This window comes from Pseudomonas rustica, assembly GCF_049959085.1.
Taxonomy (GTDB): domain Bacteria; phylum Pseudomonadota; class Gammaproteobacteria; order Pseudomonadales; family Pseudomonadaceae; genus Aquipseudomonas; species Aquipseudomonas rustica.
Genome location: NZ_CP188200.1, coordinates 4404247 through 4427927, shown reverse-complemented (window position 1 = coordinate 4427927; position 23681 = coordinate 4404247). Strand labels below are relative to the sequence as shown.

At 58.7% G+C, this 23681-nt stretch carries 21 protein-coding genes; 13 read left to right on the top strand and 8 right to left on the bottom strand.

The window, feature by feature from the left end:
* The first annotated feature begins 67 nt into the window (after positions 1–67).
* From xerD to ACP3TY_RS20235, 7 genes are all read left to right on the top strand, one after another.
* A complete protein-coding gene (gene xerD, locus ACP3TY_RS20265) occupies positions 68–964 on the top strand; it encodes a site-specific tyrosine recombinase XerD (RefSeq protein ID WP_053117450.1) in 897 nt (298 codons plus the stop codon).
* A gap of 242 nt (positions 965–1206) precedes the next feature.
* Positions 1207–1938, top strand: coding sequence for a bifunctional protein-disulfide isomerase/oxidoreductase DsbC (dsbC, locus tag ACP3TY_RS20260; RefSeq protein WP_053117452.1), 732 nt, complete (start codon positions 1207–1209; stop codon positions 1936–1938).
* 131 nt (positions 1939–2069) lie between these two features.
* Entirely contained in the window at positions 2070–3374 is a 1305-nt protein-coding gene (locus ACP3TY_RS20255; RefSeq protein WP_007908972.1) for a homoserine dehydrogenase, read from the top strand.
* 109 nt (positions 3375–3483) lie between these two features.
* Positions 3484–4893 carry a threonine synthase gene (gene thrC, locus ACP3TY_RS20250; protein WP_426618346.1) on the top strand — a complete coding sequence of 470 codons (1410 nt, stop codon included), beginning with the start codon at positions 3484–3486 and terminating at the stop codon, positions 4891–4893.
* 119 nt (positions 4894–5012) lie between these two features.
* Complete coding sequence (locus ACP3TY_RS20245) at positions 5013–6359, top strand: transporter substrate-binding domain-containing protein (protein ID WP_426618345.1); 1347 nt, start codon at positions 5013–5015, stop codon at positions 6357–6359.
* A 117-nt stretch (positions 6360–6476) separates the two neighbouring features.
* On the top strand, positions 6477–6884 hold the full coding sequence (locus ACP3TY_RS20240; RefSeq protein WP_159813832.1) for a response regulator: 408 nt from the start codon (positions 6477–6479) through the stop codon (positions 6882–6884).
* A gap of 164 nt (positions 6885–7048) precedes the next feature.
* A complete protein-coding gene (locus ACP3TY_RS20235) occupies positions 7049–7330 on the top strand; it encodes a DUF3509 domain-containing protein (RefSeq protein WP_053117463.1) in 282 nt (93 codons plus the stop codon).
* 176 nt (positions 7331–7506) lie between these two features.
* On the opposite strand, the gene ACP3TY_RS20230 is transcribed toward ACP3TY_RS20235, so the two are convergent.
* Positions 7507–8487 (bottom strand): TIGR02285 family protein, encoded by a 981-nt coding sequence (locus tag ACP3TY_RS20230; RefSeq protein WP_426618344.1) that lies wholly within the window; start codon positions 8485–8487, stop codon positions 7507–7509.
* Positions 8414–9613, bottom strand: a complete 1200-nt coding sequence (locus ACP3TY_RS20225; protein ID WP_212543987.1) for a CaiB/BaiF CoA transferase family protein — start codon at positions 9611–9613, stop codon at positions 8414–8416. Before ACP3TY_RS20225 ends, ACP3TY_RS20230 begins: the two co-directional genes overlap by 74 nt.
* 146 nt (positions 9614–9759) lie before the next feature.
* Between ACP3TY_RS20225 and ACP3TY_RS20220 the strand changes: the two genes are divergently transcribed.
* The 3 genes from ACP3TY_RS20220 to ACP3TY_RS20210 all read left to right on the top strand — a co-directional run bounded on the left by ACP3TY_RS20220 (position 9760) and on the right by ACP3TY_RS20210 (position 13430).
* Positions 9760–10302: a YaeQ family protein gene (locus ACP3TY_RS20220; protein WP_158835993.1), complete on the top strand. Its 543-nt coding sequence runs from the start codon at positions 9760–9762 to the stop codon at positions 10300–10302.
* A 55-nt stretch (positions 10303–10357) separates the two neighbouring features.
* Positions 10358–12067, top strand: a complete 1710-nt coding sequence (gene recJ / locus ACP3TY_RS20215) for a single-stranded-DNA-specific exonuclease RecJ (protein ID WP_426618343.1) — start codon at positions 10358–10360, stop codon at positions 12065–12067.
* A gap of 256 nt (positions 12068–12323) precedes the next feature.
* Entirely contained in the window at positions 12324–13430 is a 1107-nt protein-coding gene (locus ACP3TY_RS20210) for an NADH:flavin oxidoreductase/NADH oxidase (RefSeq protein ID WP_008081610.1), read from the top strand.
* A gap of 207 nt (positions 13431–13637) precedes the next feature.
* Here the strand turns inward: ACP3TY_RS20210 and ACP3TY_RS20205 are convergent, their stop codons facing one another.
* Entirely contained in the window at positions 13638–15266 is a 1629-nt protein-coding gene (locus ACP3TY_RS20205) for a glucan biosynthesis protein D (RefSeq protein ID WP_159813822.1), read from the bottom strand.
* Positions 15267–15669: 403 nt separating this feature from the next.
* Here ACP3TY_RS20205 and ACP3TY_RS20200 point away from each other — a divergent pair, with 403 nt between their 5' ends.
* The 3 genes from ACP3TY_RS20200 to ACP3TY_RS20190 all read left to right on the top strand — a co-directional run bounded on the left by ACP3TY_RS20200 (position 15670) and on the right by ACP3TY_RS20190 (position 17443).
* Positions 15670–15855, top strand: a complete 186-nt coding sequence (locus tag ACP3TY_RS20200; RefSeq protein WP_008081608.1) for a hypothetical protein — start codon at positions 15670–15672, stop codon at positions 15853–15855.
* A 443-nt stretch (positions 15856–16298) separates the two neighbouring features.
* Positions 16299–16880 carry a ComF family protein gene (locus ACP3TY_RS20195; RefSeq protein WP_426618342.1) on the top strand — a complete coding sequence of 194 codons (582 nt, stop codon included), beginning with the start codon at positions 16299–16301 and terminating at the stop codon, positions 16878–16880.
* Between the two features lie 5 nt (positions 16881–16885).
* Positions 16886–17443: a hypothetical protein gene (locus ACP3TY_RS20190; protein WP_064120574.1), complete on the top strand. Its 558-nt coding sequence runs from the start codon at positions 16886–16888 to the stop codon at positions 17441–17443.
* Positions 17444–17501: 58 nt separating this feature from the next.
* Here ACP3TY_RS20190 and ACP3TY_RS20185 read toward each other — a convergent pair whose 3' ends face one another.
* The 5 genes from ACP3TY_RS20185 to ACP3TY_RS20165 all read right to left on the bottom strand — a co-directional run bounded on the left by ACP3TY_RS20185 (position 17502) and on the right by ACP3TY_RS20165 (position 23588).
* The gene (locus tag ACP3TY_RS20185; protein ID WP_007908950.1) at positions 17502–18986 is read right to left on the bottom strand and encodes an APC family permease; all 1485 of its coding nucleotides are present in this window, start codon (positions 18984–18986) and stop codon (positions 17502–17504) included.
* 226 nt (positions 18987–19212) lie between these two features.
* Positions 19213–20637: a gamma-aminobutyraldehyde dehydrogenase gene (locus ACP3TY_RS20180; RefSeq protein ID WP_053117490.1), complete on the bottom strand. Its 1425-nt coding sequence runs from the start codon at positions 20635–20637 to the stop codon at positions 19213–19215.
* A gap of 162 nt (positions 20638–20799) precedes the next feature.
* Entirely contained in the window at positions 20800–21624 is an 825-nt protein-coding gene (locus ACP3TY_RS20175) for an ABC transporter permease (protein WP_008081601.1), read from the bottom strand.
* Positions 21614–22534: an ABC transporter permease gene (locus tag ACP3TY_RS20170; protein WP_426620506.1), complete on the bottom strand. Its 921-nt coding sequence runs from the start codon at positions 22532–22534 to the stop codon at positions 21614–21616. Before ACP3TY_RS20170 ends, ACP3TY_RS20175 begins: the two co-directional genes overlap by 11 nt.
* Before the next feature lie 16 nt (positions 22535–22550).
* Positions 22551–23588 carry an ABC transporter ATP-binding protein gene (locus ACP3TY_RS20165; RefSeq protein WP_159813813.1) on the bottom strand — a complete coding sequence of 346 codons (1038 nt, stop codon included), beginning with the start codon at positions 23586–23588 and terminating at the stop codon, positions 22551–22553.
* Between the last annotated feature and the right edge of the window lie 93 nt (positions 23589–23681).

The window sequence follows — 23681 nt, the reverse complement described above, 5'->3', positions numbered from 1 at the left end:
AGCGCGCATTATTACTGTTCATTTTCTATTTGCGTACAGCGCTTTTGCGTGTGCGTGCAGAGTGCCCATGGCTGCCATTGACCACCCGCTGATTGATCAATTCCTCGACGCTTTATGGCTGGAGAAAGGCCTGTCCGACAACACCCGTGACGCCTATCGCAGTGACCTGGCGTTGTTCAACGGCTGGGTGCAGGAGAAAAATCTCGAGCTGATCAATGCCGGTCGCGAATTGATCCTCGATCATCTGGCCTGGCGGCTTGAGCAAAACTACAAACCGCGCTCGACGGCGAGATTTCTCTCCGGCGTACGTGGCTTCTATCGCTACTTGCTGCGCGAGAAGATGATTTCTGTCGACCCGACGTTACGTGTCGAAATGCCGCAGCTGGGTCGGCCACTGCCCAAGTCGTTGTCGGAAGCTGACGTGGAAGCGCTGCTGAAGGCGCCGGATCTCAGCGAAGCCATCGGTCAGCGTGATCGCGCCATGCTTGAAGTGTTGTATGCCTGCGGCCTGCGGGTGACCGAATTGATCAGCCTCACGCTGGAACAGGTCAACTTGCGTCAGGGTGTGTTGCGGGTGATGGGCAAGGGCAGTAAGGAGCGGCTGGTGCCGATGGGCGAGGAAGCGATTGTCTGGGTCGAGCGCTACATGCGCGATGGGCGCGGTGAACTGCTCGGCGGGCGGCCCAGCGATGTGCTGTTCCCCAGTCAGCGCGGCGAGCAGATGACCCGGCAGACGTTCTGGCACCGCATCAAGCATCAGGCCAAGGTCGCGGGGATTGGCAAGTCGTTGTCGCCGCATACGTTGCGCCATGCGTTCGCCACGCACCTGCTCAACCATGGCGCGGATTTGCGCGTGGTGCAGATGCTGCTCGGCCACAGCGACCTCTCCACCACACAAATCTACACCCACGTCGCCCGCGCCCGCCTGCAAGAGCTGCACGCCAAACACCACCCGCGCGGTTAACTCCATACCTCCCCGTGTAGGAGCTGCCGCAGGCTGCGATCTTTTGATCTTAAAAACAAAATCAAAAGATCGCAGCCTGCGGCAGCTCCTACATACAGCAGGTGTGATGAGTGGCGACAGGCGCATTCGGCCACCGTGGCCTTATGTGTTAGGCTTTGCCGGTTTGCACGATGGACGGTTATGACCCGGTGTTCCGGCACGGGCGTTCTGATCGTTCCATTTGTCCGCCTTCAGGAGTTCTCATGCGTCTGACCCAGATTTTCGCCGCCGCAGCCATTGCGTTGGTCAGCACCTTTGCCGTCGCCGATGACGCGGCCGACAAAGCGATTCGTCAAAGCCTGGAAAAACTCGAACTCGAGGTTCCGGTAGAAAGCATCAATGCCAGCCCGTTGCCAGGCATGTACGAAGTCAAACTCAAAGGCAGCCGCGTGCTCTACGCCAGTGCCGATGGCCAGTACATCGTTCAGGGTTACCTGTTCCAGCTCAAGGACGGCAAACCGGTCAACCTGACCGAGAAAACCGAACGCCTGGGCGTCTCCAAACTGGTCAACGCCATTCCGGTTGCCGAAACCGTGGTCTACCCGGCCATCGGCGAAACCAAATCGCATATCACCGTGTTCACCGACACCACCTGCCCGTACTGCCACAAGCTGCACGCCGAAGTGCCTGAGCTGAACAAGCGCGGCATCGAAGTGCGCTATGTTGCGTTCCCGCGTCAGGGCCTCGGTTCGCCGGGTGACGAGCAACTGCAAGCCGTGTGGTGCTCGAAAGACAAGAAAGCCGCCATGGACAAAATGGTCGATGGCAAGGAAATCAAGGCCGCCAAGTGCGAGAACCCGGTTTCCAAACAGTTCGCTCTGGGTCAGTCGATTGGCGTGAACGGTACACCGGCCATCGTTTTGGCCGACGGACAAGTCATTCCGGGCTACCAGCCTGCGCCACAAGTCGCCAAACTGGCGCTGGGCGCGAAGTAATTCGCATCGTCACGGTCAGCCGCTGACGATCATGGTCCGGCAGCAACATTGCCGGGCCATCAATAGAGAGCCGCGAGCACGCGGTTGTTTTCCGGCCGACCCAGCGTCGGCCGTTTTATGGGGAGTTCACAGTGAATCCGGTCAAAGTAGGCATCTGTGGGTTAGGCACCGTCGGTGGCGGTACCTTCAACGTACTTCAGCGCAACGCCGAGGAAATTGCTCGTCGTGCCGGGCGTGGAATCGAAGTGGCACAAATTGCCATGCGCACGCCAAAGCCTCAGTTCCAGACGACCGGTATTGCGATTACCAACGATGTCTTCGAAGTGGCCACAAACCCTGAGATCGACATCGTTATAGAGCTGATGGGCGGCTACACCGTTGCCCGCGAGCTGGTACTCAAGGCCATCGAGAATGGCAAGCATGTGGTCACCGCGAACAAGGCTCTGATTGCCGTTCACGGTAATGAAATTTTCGCCAAGGCTCGCGAGAAAGGCGTGATCGTCGCATTCGAAGCGGCCGTGGCCGGTGGCATTCCGGTGATCAAGGCGATCCGTGAAGGCCTGTCCGCCAACCGCATCAACTGGGTCGCCGGGATCATCAACGGCACTGGTAACTTCATCCTCACCGAAATGCGCGAGAAGGGTCGTACCTTCGAAGACGTGTTGGCCGAAGCGCAGGCACTGGGTTACGCCGAAGCCGATCCGACCTTCGACGTTGAAGGCATCGACGCCGCGCACAAGCTGACGATTCTGGCTTCCATCGCGTTCGGCATCCCGCTGCAATTCGACAAGGCTTACACCGAAGGCATCACCAAGCTGACCACCGCTGACGTCAACTACGCCGAAGCGCTGGGCTATCGCATCAAGCACCTCGGTGTGGCGCGCAGCACCGCTGCCGGTATCGAGTTGCGCGTACACCCGACGCTGATCCCGGCCGATCGCCTGATCGCCAACGTCAACGGCGTGATGAACGCGGTGATGGTCAACGGTGACGCCGCCGGTTCGACGCTGTTCTACGGCGCCGGCGCCGGCATGGAGCCAACCGCTTCGTCGGTGATCGCCGATCTGGTCGACGTGGTTCGCGCCATGACCTCCGATCCGGAAAACCGTGTGCCGCACCTGGCCTTCCAGCCGGACTCTCTGTCGGCCCACCCGATTCTGCCGATCGAAGCCTGCGAAAGCGCTTACTACCTGCGCATTCAGGCCAAGGATCATCCGGGCGTGTTGGCTCAAGTGGCGAGCATCCTCTCGGAGCGCGGCATCAACATCGAGTCGATCATGCAGAAGGAAGTCGAGGAACACGACGGTCTGGTGCCGATGATCCTGCTGACCCACCGTGTGGTCGAGCAGCGCATCAACGATGCCATCGCCGCCCTCGAAGCGCTGGCCGGCGTGAATGGTCCGGTAGTACGGATCCGCGTCGAGCACTTGAACTAAATAGAAGCAGCTGCAAGCTTCGAGCTGCAAGCGGCAAGAGAAAAGCGGTCTGGCTTTTACTTGCAGCTTGTAGCTCGTAGCTTGAAGCCCAAACCGAAGGTTTGCCCTTATGCGTTACATCAGTACCCGCGGCCAGGCACCGGCCCTGAATTTCGAAGACGTCCTGCTGGCTGGTCTGGCGACCGACGGCGGTCTGTACGTTCCGGAAAACCTGCCACGTTTCACCCAGGAAGAAATCGCTTCCTGGGCCGGCCTGCCGTATCACGAGTTGGCCTTCCGGGTGATGCGCCCGTTCGTCACCGGCAGCATTCCGGATGCCGATTTCAAAAAGATTCTTGAAGAAACCTACGGCGTGTTCGCCCACAGCGCCGTGGCGCCGCTGCGTCAGCTGAACGGCAACGAATGGGTGCTGGAGCTGTTCCACGGCCCGACCCTGGCGTTCAAGGACTTCGCCCTGCAACTGCTCGGTCGTTTGCTCGACTATGTGCTGGAAAAACGCGGCGAGCGCGTAGTGATCGTTGGCGCTACTTCCGGTGACACCGGTTCGGCCGCCATCGAAGGCTGCAAGCACTGCGAAAACGTCGACATCTTCATCCTGCACCCGCACAAGCGCGTGTCGGAAGTGCAGCGTCGCCAGATGACCACGATCTTCGGCGAGAACATCCACAACATCGCCATCGAAGGCAACTTCGATGACTGCCAGGAAATGGTCAAGAACAGCTTCGCTGACCAGAGCTTCCTTAAAGGCACGCGTCTGGTCGCGGTGAACTCGATCAACTGGGCGCGGATCATGGCCCAGATCGTTTACTACTTCCACGCCGCCCTGCAGTTGGGCGGACCGGCGCGTTCGGTGTCGTTTTCGGTGCCAACCGGCAACTTCGGCGACATTTTTGCCGGTTACCTGGCGCGCAACATGGGCCTGCCGATCAACCAGTTGATCGTCGCCACCAACCGCAACGACATCCTGCACCGCTTCATGAGCGGCAATCAGTACGTCAAGGACACCCTGCACGCCACGCTGTCGCCGTCGATGGACATCATGGTCTCGTCGAACTTCGAACGCCTGCTGTTCGACCTGCACGGTCGCAACGGCGCAGCAATCGCCGGTCTGATGGATTCGTTCAAGCAGGGCGGCGGTTTCAGCGTCGAGCAAGAACGCTGGACCGAAGCGCGCAAGCTGTTCGATTCGCTGGCCGTGGATGACGCGCAGACTTGCGAAACCATCGCTGAAGTCTACGAGCAGACTGGCGAAGTGCTGGATCCGCACACCGCCATCGGTGTTAAAGCTGCGCGTGAATGCCGTCGCAGCCTGGATATCCCGATGGTGATCCTGGGCACCGCTCACCCGGTGAAATTCCCTGAAGCCGTAGAGAAAGCCGGTGTAGGAAAAGCGCTCGAACTACCTGCACATCTTTCTGATTTGTTTGAGCGAAATGAGCGCTGCACCGTTCTGCCAAACGAGCTGAAAGCCGTGCAAGCCTTTGTCAGCGAGCATGGCAACCGCGGCAAGCCGCTGTAAGCCGCAAAAGCTGTCACATTTTGAAGCCCGTCTCCTGACGGGCTTTTTTGTTTCTGCTGCCACACTGCTCGGGTTTTCACCCACGAAGGACGGGTGAGTTGATCACGAAGGAAGTGGCAATGTGGTTTTCCAGAGATTTGAAGCCAGCCCTGTGCTGGCTGTTTTTATTGGCAATGCTGGGGTTCATGCGCTGGGGGGTAGCGGCGCAACTGATGCAGCATGACGCTGGCGTCAGCAAGGTTCAGCCCATCGAGCTCAACGCAGAAGAGCAGCAATGGATCCGCGACAATCCGCGTGTCATCGTCGCGTCCGTGCAGTATCCGCTGTACCTGTTCCAGGATGAACATGCGCACTGGAACGGCCTGAACAGTGATGTGCTCAAGCGTATCAGCGCGATGACCGGTTTGCAGTTTGTGCATCAAGAGTCTTTCTCCACCGACCACCTGCTCGAACGGCTGGGGCGCGGTGAAGCGGACATCAGCACCACGCTGGCCATGAGCGATGAGCGCAAGGCGTTCCTCGATTTCAGTCATGCCTTTGGCGGTGCGGGCTGGGTGTTTGTCGGGCGTGTTGGCGAAGCACAGGTTCAGTCGCTGGAGCAGTTGGCCAAACGTGTACTGGTGCTGCCGGCCCGGCACGCGCTGGAAGGCATCATTCGCCGAGACTATCCGGCCATTGAGATCCGCTCGGTGAAAACCTATGCCGAAGCACGGGCGTTGGTCGAAAGCGGTGAGGCTTATGCCACGATTGAAAACGAGATTGGCGCGCAGCTGTTTCCTTCCGGATTGCTCAGGGTCGGCGATTTGCTCGAAGGAAAATGGGAGGCAGATCACTTGGCGGTGCGCAAGGGCCAGCCGCAGTTGTTGAGCATCCTCAACAAGGCGCTTGAGGCTTTTCCCCCGGAGGAGTTGCGCGCGATTCGGCTCAAATGGCTCGACGGTGTTTCCCCGCTGCGGGTGCCCTCTGTGTGGCAGCGCATCGCCAGTTGGGGCTGTTGGGCGATGGCCGTGATTGGCACGTTCGGTCTGTTGTCGCTGGTCTGGAATCGCCGATTGCGCGCGGCAATCAGGCAACGCACTGAAGCTGAAAAAGATCTCGGCGACCAGTTGGCGTTTCAGCATGCGTTGATCAATTCAATGCCCGATCCGGTGTTCGTCCGCGACCTGCTGGGTCGCTTGATCATGTGCAATCGCAGTTATGAGGAGGCGCTCGACATTCGTTTCGATCAGGTTCAGGGACGCTCGCTGATGGAGGTTGATGCCCTGCCACAGATCACGTCGCGCATGCTTCACGACGAATTCATGGCGCAGTTGCAGACGCGCAAGACGCGATTCTGCCGGCGCCAACTGCAATTCAAAAACGGCTCGCGGGAGATCTACCAATGGACGGTGCCGTTTTACAGCGCCGACGGAAAACTGCGCGGACTGCTCGGTGGCTGGACAGACATGAGCCGACGTCTGCACTGAGTTTGGGAAAAGTCCTATAACCCCTGAGGCCTTTTCCGATGGGAGGCTGAGGACGGCTGCCCTAGAGTGAACGGTGTCTGCGGTGAGAGTCCGCACCCGCCGTTGCAGAGGTCGCCTATGCGCTCGCTCAAAGTCCTGATCCTTGAACACAATCCGTTCCAGTTGATGGCGTTGCACCAGATGCTCAACGCCATCGGCATCTACAACGTACTGACCGCGCCGTCGCTGGGTTCGGCCTTGGGTTCGCTGGAGCAAAGCGGCGTCATCGATATCGCTATTTGCGATCCGCAACTCAAGGGAGGCGATGGCCTGGCGTTGATCCATCATCTGACCCGGCAGGAGCAATCACGCGCATTGATTCTGCTGGGCAACGTGGCGCCGAGCCTGCTGACTGACCTTGAAACGCTGCTGCACGCGCATGAGCTGCAACTGCTCGGACGCTTGCAAACGCCGGTTTCGGCGGTGTTGATGCGCGGTTTGCTTGATCAATACCTCAGCGCTTTGCATCAGCCTGTCGGGGCTTGAAACGCCGGGTATTTTTACTGTCATCTTCGCCGTGCATGCTCCATAGACCGGTAAGGCTCCAGGGATGGAGCAATCGCAGGCAGAACTTTCTTCTCGGGCCGGTGGTCATTTATTGTGAACACGCCCCAGGCACTGTGTTTTCGGACTATTGAGTGGAGATCGAGATGGAAAGTATCAGTCTATTGCTCGGTGAGGCTCTGAGCCCGTATCAAGTGACGTTGACCCCTCGCGGCAGCCATGGCGAATGCCTGGTGACCCTGAAGAACAGCAACGGCGCCATTGTGGTGGAACGCGAATTCAATCAGGCGCAATTGAGCGACAAACGCTTGCTGACCGATGTCGTCGACGGCCTGCACCGTGACGTGCTGATTGCCGAAGGACGGCTGGAACCCTGTGTGATCGCGGCATTGCGCAACGCAGCGCTGGATAAACGTCCGACGCTGTAAAGATGAAATATTTTTTGTGGGAACCTTCCTGCATCCCTGTCAGTCAGACCCAGTAACAGCAGGATCAAGCATTGTGCTCCGGTGCTTGTCGCTTGCTGCTACTGGTCTTTATGTAGGCCACGTTTAACCCCGAGTCGTCTCCCCACTTCTCGGGGTTTCTTTTGTCTGGCGTTTGCCTATTGCGCGGCTTGCTGCTCGAAAAATGTCCGCGCCTGTTGCAGATAATCCGCTTGTCGTTCGGGATCCAGCCACGCCGCGTAGAGTTGATTCAAATGCTCGTGGGGCAGGGTGCGCAGCAGTTGGTTGATTTCGCTGATGGCCTGACGGCCCTGCGTGGTGTCGGAACAAGCGACATAGCCTGAGAGATATTTCTCGGTGCCGCGAATCGAATAGAACTCCAGCTCATCTTCCGGAATTTGTGCCTGTTTCGCCTGATAGCGAATTTCCGGCCAATAACCGAGCACCACCTGTAATCGGTTCAGCCGCTGCATCGACAGCAAATTGCTCAATGCATCATTGCCGTAGTGCGGGGTCAATGCGCCGCTGGGGGCGTGGCGCAACAGTCCGTCGATGTATTCGCCGTAACTGCGTTCGGCAACTACGCCGACTTTTCGCTCACCACTGGCCAGCAGCGCAGAAAAATCCACCGCGCCGTCCACCAGATACGGTTCGAGCACCGCGCGATCTTTCTGACGCACCACCAGGCCATTGGCTACAGCGCGAATCGCCGGAATCGAATACGCCACCCACTGCGCGCGCTCCTTGTTCCACAGCAGCGCGGGGTCACAGGCGAAGGGGTTTTCGTGAAGCATCTGCAGACCACGCGCACGGTTGACGCGCATGATCTTGTGTTCGTACTGCGGCATGCCGGCAATCAGTTGCGGCATCAAATGATCGATCACCCCCTGACCCTTTTTCGGTCCTTCGAAGATCGTCATCGGCGGTAAATCGCGCAGCAACCAGATCAACGTCGGCTTCGCCTGCGCCCACGTTGGCGAGGCCAGCAAAAACAACAGGCCGAACAGACGCCACGTCCACCATTGGTGAGCGCGGTTGGCGTCTGAGGGATGCAGGTTTTTCAGCTTAAATGGCTCCGTCTTCGCGCAATCTAGCGATCTGCTGTGCGTCGTAACCGAGGTCGGCGAGCACCTGCGCATTGTGTTCACCCAGCGTCGGCCCGACCCATTCGGAACTGCCTGGCGTCTCGGAAAGTTTCGGCACGATACCCGGCATCTTGAAGTCCTTGCCGTCCGGCAACTTGGCGGACAGGAACATCTCCCGGGCGAGGTATTGCGGGTCGCTGAACATGTCTTCGGCGCTGAAAATACGGCTGACCGGTACTTCGGCCTGATTAAGCAGATCGAGCACCGTTTGCAGCGGCTGCGAATTGACCCAGCGATCGATCACGCCATACAACTCGTCGCGGCGACTGTCGCGCCCGTCGTTGCTGGCCAGCATCGGGTCATTAGCCAGATCTTCGCGGCCGATAATCAACATGAAACGCTTGAAGATCGCATCGCCATTGGCGCCGATCTGCACGTGCTTGCCGTCGGCGCTGGTGTGGATCGAGGACGGCGTGATGCCGGGCATGATGTTGCCGGTGCGCTCGCGGATAAACCCGAACACATCGAACTCCGGCACCATGCTTTCCATCATCGCGAAAATAGCTTCATATAAAGCGACATCGACCACTTGGCCGAGCCCGCCATTGACCTCGCGATGACGCAGCGCCATCAGTGCGCCGATCACGCCCCACAGCGCGGCAATCGAATCGCCGATGGAAATCCCGGTGCGCACGGGCGGGCGGTCTTCAAAACCGGTGATGTAGCGCAAACCGCCCATGGATTCACCAACCGCGCCGAAGCCTGGCTGATCTTTCATTGGCCCGGTCTGGCCGAAACCGGACAGGCGCACCATCACCAGTTTCGGGTTCAGCGCGTGCAAGGTTTCCCAACTCAGGCCGAGTTTTTCCAGGACACCGGGGCGAAAGTTTTCGATGAGGATGTCGGCTTCACTGAGCAGTTTTTTCAGGATCGCCAGGCCATCAGGATGCTTGAGGTTCAGCGTCAGCGACTTCTTGTTGCGCGCCTGCACGAACCACCACAAGGACGTGCCTTCATACATTTTTCGCCATTTGCGCAGCGGATCACCGCCGTCCGGCGATTCGATCTTGATCACTTCAGCGCCGAACTCGCCGCAAATACGCGAGGCAAACGGCCCGGCAATCAACGTACCCAATTCAATGACTTTCACACCGCTGAGCGGCTTGTTGGAAAACGGCATGCTGAATCCTGTAGGACAAGGCTGTGCGGATACAGCGTTTTAACATAGCCGGCTGTCAGACGCCGCAGGTTGATCGCCATCAATTCGATGATTGCCTACCGCATCGGTTAGACTTGCCGCCTTTCCTCGTATCAAGAAGCCCGTTCATGGCCCAGCCGTCCACTACCTACAAATTTGAACTGAACCTCACCGACCTCGACCGCAGTGTCTACGAGAGCGTCAAGCAGACCATCGCCCGTCACCCTTCGGAAACCGAAGAACGCATGACCGTGCGGCTGCTGGCCTACGCCCTCTGGTACAACGAGCAGTTGTCGTTTGGTCGCGGTCTGTCAGACGTGGACGAACCTGCGCTGTGGGAAAAGAGCCTGGACGATCGCGTTCTGCACTGGATCGAAGTCGGCCAGCCAGACGCCGATCGCCTGACCTGGTGCTCGCGTCGCACCGAGCGCACCAGCCTGCTGGCCTACGGCAGCCTGCGCGTTTGGGAAACCAAAGTGATCCCGGCGATCAAGAATCTGAAAAACGTCAACATCGCCGCCGTCCCGCAGGAAGTGCTGGAGACCTTGGCCAAGGACATGCCCCGCGTTATCAAGTGGGACGTGATGATCAGTGAAGGGACGATCTTCGTCACCGACGACCGTGGTCAGCACGAAGTCCAGTTGCAATGGCTACAAGGTGAGCGCGACTGATCCCGCGCCTGTAGCTGATTAATCCCACGTATTAAAGAGAAGTCTCCGTCACCCCATGCGCATCGAACCTCGCCTACTGCCCGAAACTCTGCCTTTTCTCGGTGATATTCCGCCGCTGCTGACCCGCCTGTACGCGGCGCGGGGCGTGCAGTCCGAGGCAGAGCTGGACAAGAGCCTGGCACGGTTGATCCCGTTTCAGCAGCTCAAGGGCATTGATGCGGCGGTGGACTTACTGGTGACGGCGCTGGAGCAACGCCAGCGCATCCTCATCGTCGGCGACTTCGACGCGGACGGCGCGACGGCCAGCACGGTTGGCATGCTTGGCTTGCGCTTGCTCGGTGCCGCGCACGTCGATTATCTGGTGCCGAACCGCTTTGAATATGGCTACGGCCTGACCCCGGAAATCGTCGAAGTCGCTTTGACTCGCGAGCCGCATTTGCTGGTCACTGTCGACAACGGTATTTCCAGCGTCGAAGGTGTTGCGGCGGCAAAAAAGGCTGGCCTCAAGGTCTTGATCACCGACCACCACTTGCCCGGCGAAGAGCTGCCGCAGGCCGATGCGCTGGTCAATCCGAACCAGCCTGGCTGCGAGTTTCCGAGCAAGGCACTGGCCGGCGTCGGGGTGATTTTCTATGTGTTGATGGCGTTGCGCGCGCGTTTGCGCAGCCTCGGCTGGTACGAGAACAAGCCGCAGCCGAACATCGGTGAACTGCTTGATCTGGTGGCACTGGGCAGCGTTGCCGACGTGGTGCCGCTGGACGCCAACAACCGGATTCTGGTGCACCAAGGCCTGGAGCGCATTCGCGCCGGTCGCGCACGGCCGGGGATCAAAGCGATTCTTGAAGTGGCCAAGCGTGACGCCACTCGCATCACGTCCACCGATCTCGGTTTTATCGTCGGCCCGCGCCTGAACGCTGCCGGGCGTCTGGATGACATGAGCCTGGGCATCGAATGCCTGCTCACTGCCGACGCCAACGTTGCCCGGGAAATGGCCGCGCAACTGGACGGTATGAACCAGGATCGCAAATCCATCGAGCAGGGCATGCAGCGTGAAGCGCTGGCGCAGCTCAAGGATTTGCCGGTGGAGTCGATGCCGTTTGGTCTGTGCCTGTTCGATCCGGAGTGGCACCAAGGCGTGATCGGTATTCTCGCGTCACGGATGAAAGAGCGTTACTTCCGTCCGACCATTGCCTTCGCTGATGCCGGTGATGGTTTGCTCAAGGGCTCGGGGCGTTCGGTGCAGGGCTTCCATATTCGTGATGCGCTGAGCGTTGTTGCAGCGCAGCATCCGACCCTGATCGCCAAGTACGGCGGCCACGCGATGGCCGCCGGTCTGACCTTGCCGCAAGAGAATTTTCTGCTTTTCGCCGAGGCCTTTGACGCTGAGGTGCGTAGGCAACTTCGCGAGGAAGATCTGACCGGGCGCATGCTCTCGGACGGCACGCTGGCGGTGGAAGAATTCCACCTCGAACTGGCTCGCGCTCTGCGCCACGCTGGGCCTTGGGGGCAGCATTTTCCTGAGCCGCTGTTTCACGGGGTGTTTCAGTTGGTTGAACAGCGGGTGGTCGGTGAGCGGCATTTGAAAGTGGTGCTGAAGAGCGAGTGTGGCTCGGTGAAGCTGGATGGCATCGCGTTTGGGATTGACCGGGATATCTGGCCGAATCCGACGATCAAGTGGGTTGAGCTCGCCTATAAGCTCGATGTTAACGAGTTTCGGGGTAATGAGACCGTTCAGTTGATGATTGCCCATATCGAACCGCGCTGAAGATCAAAAGATCGCAGCCTTCGGCAGCTCCTACATGGGAATGCGCTTTTCTGTAGGAGCTGCCGCAGGCTGCGATCTTTTCTTGAATTTCCCCCGATCCCCCGTTGTCGACTAGGCTCTAAGCACTGCTTGATTGGCCTTGTGACGTCTTGTCGAATTTTTTGCCCGCGGGGGCGGGTGCTGCACCTTTTTCCTGTCACTCGTCGACTATTCAAACAGAACCCTGGAGCCTGCCCACTGATTTGAGAGGTGCCCCATGAGTCTGCTGCTTGAACCCTTCACCCTTCGCCAACTGACCCTTCCAAACCGCATCGCCGTCTCGCCGATGTGCCAGTACTCCAGCGTCGACGGCCTGGCCAACGACTGGCACCTGGTGCACCTCGGCAGTCGCGCGGTGGGCGGCGCCGGTCTGGTATTCACCGAAGCCACGGCGGTCACTGCCGACGGGCGGATCACCGCCGAAGACCTTGGCCTGTGGAACGACGAACAAATTGAGCCGCTGCAACGCATCACCCGTTTCATTACCTCCCAAGGCGCGGTCGCCGGCATTCAACTGGCCCACGCCGGGCGCAAGGCCAGCACCCATCGGCCGTGGCTCGGCAAGCATGGCAGCGTTAAACCCGATGACGGCGGCTGGACTCCGGTCGGGCCCTCGCCGATTGCATTTGACCCGCAACACACGCAACCGAAACAGCTGGATGAAGGGCAGATTGCCGACGTCATCCAGGCGTTTGTCGATGCCGCGAAACGCGCGCTGAAGGCGGGTTTCAGTGTAGTTGAGGTGCATGCGGCGCATGGGTATCTGCTGCATCAATTTCTCTCGCCGCTGAGCAACCAACGCCGGGATCAGTACGGTGGTTCGTTTGAAAATCGTATTCGTCTGGTGTTGCAAGTGACTGAAGCGGTGAGGGCGGTTTGGCCGGAAGAGTTGCCGTTGTTTGTCCGCGTGTCAGCCACCGACTGGGTGGAGGACGGCTGGAATCCGGATGAAACCGTGGAGCTGGCGCGGCGGCTGCACACGCTTGGCGCGGATCTGATCGACGTGTCGTCGGGCGGCACCGCAGCGAATGCCGAAATCCCCGTCGGGCCGGGTTATCAGACGCGCTTCGCCGAACGAGTACGCAAAGAGTCAGGCATCGCCACCGGTACCGTGGGAATGATTACCGAGCCGGCGCAGGCCGAGCACATTCTGCGCACCTGTCAGGCCGACATCATCTTCCTCGCCCGCGAGCTGCTGCGTGATCCGTACTGGCCGCTGCACGCCGACGATGATCTCGGGGGGCGCAAAGCGGTGTGGCCGGCGCAGTATCAGCGTGCGACGCATCGGGATCAGCCGATTCATGAGTCTGATTTGCGCGATTGATTGACGCTCCGTTACCAGCCAATAAAAAACCCGCCATTGAACCGGCGGGTTTTTTTCTGATTTCCTTGCGCCAATCCGCTGACATGACCCCCTGTAGGAGCTGCCGAAGGCTGCGATCTTTTGATTTTGCTTGTTAAAAACAAGATCAAAAGATCGCAGCCTTCGGCAGCTCCTACAGGGGATGAGGCCCGTGTAGGCGCTACATCATCAAGGGTATTTGCGCTTATCCGGCGCCGGCGGGAAGTACTGGTACAACCACGTCTCGCTCAACGTGCGATCGTTGGTGCGAATAAACAACCGCAGCTCCACCGGCTCAACGCTGTCACTGGTCGGGTACCAGTCAAACAGAATCCGGTAACCCTTGATGTCATCCAGCACCAGCACGCTGAAATCCTGCACCTTGCCGTTCGAGCACGTCACCACCGGCTCAATCCCGGTGCCCTGTGGCAATCGATCAAGGCCGCCACCCGTGAAATCCACAGCAAAACGACGTGCCCAGACCGGCGGGTAATGCTCGCCCGGTGCCCAACCCTCAACAAAACCACCCATGCCGGAACGGGTCGCCTGCACCCGCGCCAACGGCGTGCTCACCGGCGGCAAAGCGCTCCAGTAGAGCTTGTAGCCGTAGTTCAGCGAATCACCGGCAGCCACCGGTTTTTTCGGGGTCCAGAACGCGACGATGTTATCGAGCGTCTCGCCAGTCGTAGGGATTTCCAGCAGATCGATAGAGCCCTCGCCCCATGCGGTGGTCGGTTCTACCCACAGGCTCGGACGCTTGCTGTACCAGTCCACGGTGTCCTGATAGTTGGCGAACTCATGGTCGGTCTGCACCAGACCGAAACCTTTCGGATCGGTATCGGCAAACGCGTTGAATTGCAGAGTCGCCGGGTTGTTCAGCGGACGGCAGATCCACTCGCCGTTGCCGCGCCACATTGCCAGGCGATCCGAGTCGTGGATTTGCGGGTGAATGGTGTCGCACATGCGCCGTTCGTGGTTGCCGCAGCTGAACATGCTGGTCATCGGCGAGATGCCCAGTTGCTCGATGGCGGTGCGCGCATTGATGTGTGCGTCGATCTCCATCACCACGCGCTCGGCCTGGCAATCGATGTCGAAGCGGTAAGCGCCGGTGGCGCTCGGCGAGTCGAGCAGGGCGTAGACCACAAAACGCGTGGCGTTCTGATCCGGGGTCTCGAACCAGAACTTGGTGAAGTCAGGAAATTCTTCGCGCTTCTTGGCGTAGGTGTCGATCGCCAGACCGCGCGCGGAGAGGCCATATTGGCCAGTCGCATCCACCGCACGGAAATAACTGGCGCCGAGGAACGACACTACGTCGTGGCGATCGAGTTCTGGCGCCTTGAACAGCTTGAAGCCGGCAAAACCCAGGTCGCCCTTGAGCTGCTGGGTGTCGACCGAGGTGTTCTCGTAGTTGAACAGCGCCGGGCGGAAATGCACTTCACGCGCGGTACGAGTCTTCGGGTCGACGCTGTACATGCGCACCGGCTGGCGGAAACCCATGCCGACGTGGAAGAACTGCACGTCGAGTTGGCCCTTGTTTTCCTTCCACAACGAATGATTACCGTCGTAGCGGATCGCGTTGAAATTCTGCGGCGTCATGGTCGCCAGCGTCGGCGGCAGCACCTGTTTAGTGTCCTGATAGGCACTGCCAGCCAGTTGCTTGGCCTGGCGCTTCAGCGCTTCGAAGTCAAACGCCTGCGCCTCGCCATCGGCGGCGCCACCATTGGCCGCCCACGCACGGGTCGCCAACAAGCCGGTGGCCGAAAGACCGGTGTAAGCCGCAATGGCCATGGACGCTTTGAGCAAATTCCTGCGGTGCATAAATACAACCTGTCGTGTGCAATCCCGCGCCGTTCCTGGCACGTGCTGGATCAGAAATAACGGTTCGGACAAGCCTTCGGCCAAACGCAACGGACTATAAACAGATGCCGGCTAGCTTAAACGGTTCGCTCGCAATGCAAAATTCGTTGATTCACTGCGCCAGTGTGTCAATGAAACAAGACATGTCGGTTAAAAATCTGACAGGACGTTCTGATTTACACGGCATATCTGCTTTTCTTGACTAATTACTCTAAAAACCGCTTTTCAGCGGCGAATTTATTTCTATTCTATGGGCATGGCCGGCGCGATCCATTTGGCCGGCAGGGCACACGGCGCTGCTGTAAGGGGCAGGGCGATGTGGTGTTTAAGCAATTCTTTGCAGTACTAGAGAAGGACATCGTCCATGGCAAAAATACAAGGCATCACCGATATGCTGGGCATTTTCCCCTGCCTGGGCAGCGGACGCAGAAGGCGTCGGTTGAGCTCTGAGGAACTGAAACTGGTGGAGCGCTATCGCGAGCTTTCGGAAAGTGACCGGATTGCGATGCGGTATCTGGTGGATGCGATGCGGAGTGTTTCGCGGTTTTAACGCTGGGGTGGGCACCGTGAAAGCCATTTGGCTTTTACGGTGGACAGATCAATCAACCTTCTAATGAACCTGTGGCGAGGGAGCTTGCTCCCGCTGGACTGCGCAGCAGTACCCTGCTTTTTTACAAGAGGGGCCGCTACGCGACCAAGCGGGAGCAAGCTCCCTCGCCACAGGTTTTTTCATTCGGGCCGTTGACTGGTGAGAAGAAGCCTAACTGTTGATCATGTATGACACCAAGTCGGCTCTGTCGATACCTTCTGTAGGAAAAGGGATCCATCTCTAAGGGTCGTCTCTGTAGGAAATGCCTTTTTTTGCACTGGCACCAGCGAGACCACCCCTAACCTGTGTTTTTTCCGTTATTTGTTTGAATCTTGCGCATCGCTGCAGATGCTCGGCCCTTGGTTTCAGGGTTCAAAGGATTGTCACGAATAAAGGAGAATTCAATGAAGGTGTCTCTCAAGCAGATCAACGGCCCATGGGATCAGGGCTGGGTGCTGGACAAACACATGGTAAGTAGTACCTTTCTTGGCAACGATGATCGCGGACACCCATGCTTCGATAATCAGCGTACTGAGATTGGTGAGGCGACCTACCAGCTCAAATACCAGAAGGATTGGACTCAGGTCAGTCCACTTGCCCAGGCAGTAGCGACAAATGTGTTCCCAAAACTGAACCAGGTCGGGTTTGTAGTGCCTATGCCCGCTTCAAGTATTCGTCAGCGACAACCGGTGACTGAAGTTGCCCTGGCGTTGGGACGAATTATCGGTCGGCCGGTTTTCACGGATTTGCTTCGAAAAGCGACCACGGGAAAGTCGCTGAAGGATTTACATTCCAAGGCCGACAAGGTTGCCGCGATTGGAGACAGTTTCACTGTCAATGATGAAATCACCACCGATGGATGCTGGAATGTTTTGGTTGTAGATGATTTGTTTGATAGCGGAGCGTCGATGGACGCGGCCTGCGCTGTTCTGCGTAAATATCCGAAAGTAGGGAAAATTTACGTCGCAGCGCTAACTTGGAAGTGAATTCAATGACCACTGTATTTATTGCTGGCTCTATCAACATCAAGAACCTTGATCCGAAGGTTAAAGAGCGCATCAATAATATCGTCGCGTCAGATTTTGAGGTGGTGGTTGGTGATGCAGGTGGCGCCGATACCTCCATTCAGGAGTACCTGCTGAGTCTCGAACGATCCAGAACCACGGTGTTCTGCAGCGGTTCTGCTCCGAGGAATAACCTTGGACAGTGGCCCGCCAGAACAGTCGACTCCAAGCATTCCAAGGGGTCGAGAGCCTTCTTCACCGAGAAAGACGTCGTCATGGCCGAAGCAGCTGACTACGGTTTGATGATCTGGGACGCAAAGAGCACCGGTACGCTCAGTAACGTCATTGAACTGTTGTCGAGAAAGAAGAAGTCGCTTGTTTTCGTCAACAAGGAAAAGGAATTCAAAGTGGTCGGAGACGTCAGTCAGCTCGAAGAATTGATTGCATTCATGTCCGATCACGCCAAGCAAAAAGCCAATGAAAAAATCAAATTGTTCGACCGTATTTCCCTGTTGAAGCACGATCAGGCAGAGCTTTCTTTTTGATGACGTTTCACGGCTTGCCTCAACCCCGGCACCTTGTCGGTGCCGGGATCAAACGCTCTTAGCGACTCACTTTCCACGCATCCCCAGCCGGGGCCTTGCCATGGTCATACGGCTTGCCAATCCACATATAAACCAGCCCCAAACCGATCACGATCGCCGTGCTCAACACCATCGCATAGTTCACATACCACGCCGCATCCGGTGTGCGTGGCCAGGCCATGTTGATGATTGCGCCAACGCCGTACACCAGCGCGCCGATGTTCACCGGCCAGCCCCATGCGCCGAGGGTGAATTTGCCGCTCGGTTTCCAGCCTTTGCTGCGGGCGTACAGCGCGGCCAGTACGATCATCTGGAACGCGAGGTAGATGCCGATGGCGGCGAAGCTGACGATGGTGGCCACGGCGTCTTGCAGGAAGAAACCGAGGGCGATGATCAGGGCCGGCAGGACGCCGGACACGAACAGTGCGGCAACCGGTACTTGGGTTGTAGGAGAAATCTTTTTCAGCAGTCGGCTGCCGATGACCATTTCGTCGCGAGCGTAGGAGTACAGCAGACGGCTCGCCGCTGCTTGTAGGCTGATGACGCAGGAGATGAAGGAAATCATCACCACGCCCATCACTACTTTCGAACCGACCGGGCCGAAGGCATTGTTGAGTATGGTAGTGACCGGGTCTTTGTCTGTGCCGTTGATCACCGCTTGCATGTCCGGCACGGCGAGGATCAGCGCCAGGCAGGCGAACATCGCCGCGATGCCGCCGATGTAGATGGTCATGCGCATGGCCACCGGGATTTTCGCGCTCGGGTTCGGGGTTTCTTCGGCGACGTCGCCGCAGGCCTCGAAGCCGTAGTAGAGGAACATCCCCGCCAACGACGCGGTGAGGAAAGCCGGCAGGTACGAGCCGTCGACGCTGATGTCGAAGGTGTTGAACAGCACGCTGAGCGGTTGGTGACGTTCGAATACCAGCAGATAGACGCCGACGATCACCGCGCCAACCAGTTCGCAGAGGAAACCGAACATGGCGATGCGCGCCAGCACTTTGGTGCCGCTGAGGTTGACCAGTGTGGCGAACAGGGTCAGCACCAGGGCGATGACGATGTTGGTGTTGTTGCTCGGCTCGAAACCGAGCATGGCGGCCAGGTACGGGCCAGCGCCGACCGCAACGGCAGCGATGGTCACGCATAGGGCGATGGAGTAAATCCAGCCGACCATCCATGCCCATTTCTTACCGACCAACCGGCGCGCCCAAGGGTAAACACCGCCGGAAATCGGGAACTGCGAAACCACTTCGCCGAAGATCAGGCACACCAGCAATTGGCCGCAACCCACCAGCAAGTAGGCCCAGAACATCGGTGGGCCGCCGGCGGCGAGGCACAGGCCGAAGAGGGTATAAACCCCTACGACCGGTGACAGATAAGTGAAGCCCAAAGCGAAGTTTTCCCACAGGCTCATGCTGCGGTTGAAATTCGAGGTGTAACCCAGTTTGCGCAGTTGTTCGGCATCGCTGTCGGCAACGGCTGTGGCGAGATCGGGTGAGGAACTCATGTGTGTTTTGCTCCGTGAAATCGGCAGATTTCGGATGGCCGAGGCCGTGGCGGGGCCATGCAGGCGCCGTCCGGTTCGGTAGTTGTTGTTTTGGTTTCGGTGAAGCCTGGTGGTGAATCGCCGACATCATCCGTGTGTCGCGGAAAAGATCGCAGCCTGCGGCAGCTCCTACAGGGGAGCGGCGTCCATCATGTAGGAGCTGCCGCAGGCTGCGATCTTTTCGCCGTTAATGCTTGAACATCACATGCCGAACCGTGGTGTAGTCCTCCAGCCCATACATGGACATGTCCTTCCCGTAACCGGACAATTTCTGACCGCCATGGGGCATTTCGCTGACGAGCATGAAGTGCGTGTTCACCCACGTGCAGCCGTACTGCAAACGCGCTGACATGCGATGCGCGCGTCCTACATCCGCTGTCCACACCGAGGAGGCGAGGCCGTAGTCCGAATCGTTGGCCCATTCCAGCGCCTGCGCTTCATCGGTGAATTTGGTCACCGAGACCACCGGGCCAAACACTTCGCGGCGAACGATTTCGTCGTCCTGCTGCGCATCGGCCAACACGGTCGGCTCGAAGAAGAAACCATTGCCATCAACAGCCTTGCCGCCAGTGATCAAACGAATGTGCGACTGCGCCACAGCACGCTCGACAAACCCGGCAACACGGTCGCGATGTTGTGCAGTGATCAACGGCCCCAGCTCAGTCGACGGATCATCCTGCAAGCCGTACTTGATGCTGCTGACCGCCGCGCCGAGCTTCTCGACGAACTTGTCGTAGATGCCCTGTTGCGCATAAATCCTGCACGCGGCAGTGCAATCCTGCCCGGCGTTGTAGAAACCAAACGTGCGAATACCTTCCACCGCTGCATCGATATCGGCGTCGTCGAAGATGATCACCGGCGCCTTGCCGCCCAGTTCCATGTGCATGCGTTTAACGCTGTCGGCAGTGCTGGAAATGATATTGGCGCCCGTGGCGATGGAGCCGGTTAGCGAGACCATGCGCACTTTCGGATGCGTGACCAGCGGACTGCCAACGGTAGGCCCACGACCAAACACCAGATTGAGTACACCGGCCGGGAAGATTTCTGACGCCAGTTCGGCCAGACGCAACGCGGTCAGCGGGGTTTGTTCCGACGGCTTGAGCACCACCGTATTACCGGCGGCCAGCGCCGGGGCGATTTTCCAGGCGACCATCATCAGCGGGTAGTTCCACGGCGCGATGGAGGCGATCACGCCGACCGGGTCGCGACGGATCATCGAGGTGTGGCCGGGCAGGTATTCACCACCGGCCGAACCGCTCATGCAACGGCTGGCGCCAGCGAAGAAACGGAACACATCGGCAATCGCCGGAATCTCGTCGTTGAGCGCGGCGCTGTAGGGTTTGCCGCAGTTGTCAGATTCGAGTTTGGCCAACTCCTCGCCGTGGGCTTCGATGGCGTCGGCGAGTTTGAGCAACAGTAGCGAGCGGTCTTTCGGCGCGGTTTGCGACCAGTCGGCGAAGGCGTTGTCGGCGGCGCGCACGGCGGCATCGACCTGGGCTTCAGTGGCTTCGTTGATCTCTACCAGGACTTCGCCACGCGAAGGGTTGAGCACCGGTTGCGCAGGGCCTTCGCCGTTGACCAGTTGGCCGTTGATCAAGAGTTTGGTTTGCATGTCTGTTGTCCTCTTTATTGTTCTGCCGAAACCGAACCCCTGTAGGAGCTGCCGAAGGCTGCGATCTTTTGATGTTGCTGTTGAAGATCAAGATCAAGATCAAGATCAAAAGATCGCAACCATCGGCAGCTCCTACACGCGGTTGGGTTTGTGGTTATTCGGTTATTTGCCGCCGCTGCCGGCGACGCTTTCGCCACCGCGCGTCAGGTAATACGCGCCAAGGATCGGCAGCATCGTCACCATCATCACCAGCATCGCGACGACGTTGGTCACCGGCACATCCCGTGGTCGGCTCAGTTGATTGAGCAGCCACAACGGCAGCGTGCGCTCATGCCCGGCGGTAAACGTGGTGACGATGATTTCGTCGAACGACAGCGCAAACGCCAACATGCCGCCGGCCAGTAACGCCGAGCCGAGGTTCGGCAGGATGATGAAGCGAAAGGTCTGCCAGCCATCGGCACCGAGATCCATCGAAGCCTCGATCAAACTGTGCGAAGTGCGGCGCAGGCGGGCGATAACATTGTTGTAGACGATCACCACGCAGAAGGTTGCGTGGCCGACGATGATGGTGAACATCCCCGGCTCGATCCCCAGGGTTTTAAACGTCGCCAGCAGTGCGATCCCGGTGATGATCCCCGGCAGCGCAATCGGCAAGATCAGCATCAGCGAAATGCCCTGTTTGCCGAAGAAGTCGCGGCGGTATAGCGCTGCCGATGCGAGCGTGCCGAGCACCATCGCAATCAACGTTGCGATGGCTGCGATCTGCAATGAAAGCTTGATCGACTCCAGAACATCCGGCCGCGAAAACGCCACGCTGAACCAGTGCAACGTGAAGCCCTTCGGCGGAAAGCTGAACGCGGCTTCTTCGGTGTTGAAGGCGTAAAGGAAGATGATCAGGATCGGAAAGTGCAGAAACACCAACCCGCCCCAGGCTGCGATTTTCAGGCCTAGAGAGGCATGCCCTTGTGATGAAGAATCAGAGCGCATCGAAAGCCCCCAGTCGTTTGACGATGGACAGGTAAATCGCGATCAACACGATCGGCACCAGCGTGAACGCCGCCGCCATTGGCATATTGCCAATCGCACCTTGCTGCGCGTAGACCATGCTGCCGACGAAATACCCCGGCGGCCCGACCAGTTGCGGCACGATAAAGTCGCCCAGGGTCAGCGAAAACGTGAAAATCGAACCGGCGGCAATCCCCGGAATCGACAGCGGTAAAATCACCTGCATAAAGGTCTGACGCGGCTTCGCACCAAGGTCAGCGGAGGCCTGCAACAGCGACGGCGGCAGACGTTCCAGCGACGCCTGAATCGGCAGAATCATGAACGGCAGCCAGATGTACACAAACACCATGAATCGCCCCAGATGCGAGGTCGACAGAGTGCTGCCGCCCACCCCGGGAATCCCCAAGATGAACTGCAAAACCGGCTCCAATCCCAAGTGCTGCACGAACCATTGCGCCACGCCGCCCTTGGCCAGCAGCAACGTCCACGCATAGGCCTTGACGATGTAACTGGCCCACATCGGCATCATCACCGCGATGTAGAAAAACGCCTTGGTCTTGCCGGTGGTGTAGCGCGCCATGTAGTAGGCAATCGGGAACGCGACGATGGCGCTGGCGATCGACACGACGATGGCCATGCTCAGCGTGCGCAGGATGATGTCGAAGTTCGACGGCTGAAACAGCGCGGCGAAATTCGCCAGGGTCAGGTCAGGCGTGACCGCCATGGTGAAGTCGTCGAAGGTGTAGAAACCCTGCCACAACAGCACCAGCAGCGAGCCAAGATAGATCGCGCCGAACCACAGCAGCGGCGGCACCAGCAGCATCGACAGATACAGGTTCGGCTTGCGGTAGAGCAGGTTGGAAAACCGGCGCAACGGCGGCGATGAGGTCATCGCGAGCGTGCTCATATCAAACCCCGCTCGCCACGGTGTCATGCAGCGGAATCATCGCTTCCCGCGCCCAACGCGCGCTCAGGCGCTGGCCGGTCTGGTGTTGTGCGCTGCTGTCGATCCACTGGTTGTTGGCGTGGCTGATGCTCAGGGTCTGGCCGTTTTCCAGCTTCAATTCATAGCGCGTGGCGCTGCCCTGGTACTGGATGTCGTGGAGCAGGCCGCTGACTTCGATTTCGTGACTGGCCAGCGGGCCTTCGGCGAAACGCACGTGTTCGGGGCGGATCGAAAATGGCTGCGGATGACCGCTGATTTCACGCGCCAGATCGCCACGAATCACGTTCGAGGTGCCGACGAATTCAGCCACGAATGTGGTGGTCGGTTTCATGTACAGATTGCGCGGCGTGTCGACTTGTTCGATGCGACCCTTGTTGAACACGGCGACGCGATCGGACATCGACAGCGCTTCGGTTTGATCGTGGGTGACGAAGATGAAAGTGATGCCGAGCTGGCGTTGCAGCTTCTTCAATTCGCTTTGCATTTGCTCGCGCAGTTTCAGATCGAGCGCACCCAAAGGCTCATCGAGCAACAGCACGCGCGGACGATTGACCAAGGCGCGGGCGAGGGCGACGCGCTGGCGCTGACCGCCGGACAATTGCACCGGTTTGCGCGCGCCATAACCGCCGAGGGCGACCATGTCCAAGGCTTCTTCTGCGCGTTTGTGCCGTTCGGTTTTGCCGACGCCTTTGACCTTCAATCCGTAGGCGACGTTGTCGAGCACGTTCATGTGCGGGAACAGCGCGTAATCCTGAAACACCGTGTTGACGTCACGTTGATACGGCGGCAGACCAGCCGCTTCAGCGCCGTGGATGCGGATCGAACCGGCGCTCGGTTGTTCGAACCCGGCGATCAGGCGCAGGCAGGTGGTTTTGCCCGAGCCGGAAGGGCCGAGCATGGAAAAGAACTCGCCGTCCTCGATATCGATGGAAACCCGGTCAACGGCTTTTACGTCGCCGAACTGCCGGGAAACGTTGGTGAACTGGACTGCAAGCGTCATGGTGCGGTGCTCCGGTAAAGCGGGCTTTCAAAAAAATTCGTGTGTGCGTCGAAAAGATCGCAGCCTGCGGCAGCTCCTACAGGAGGTGTGCAG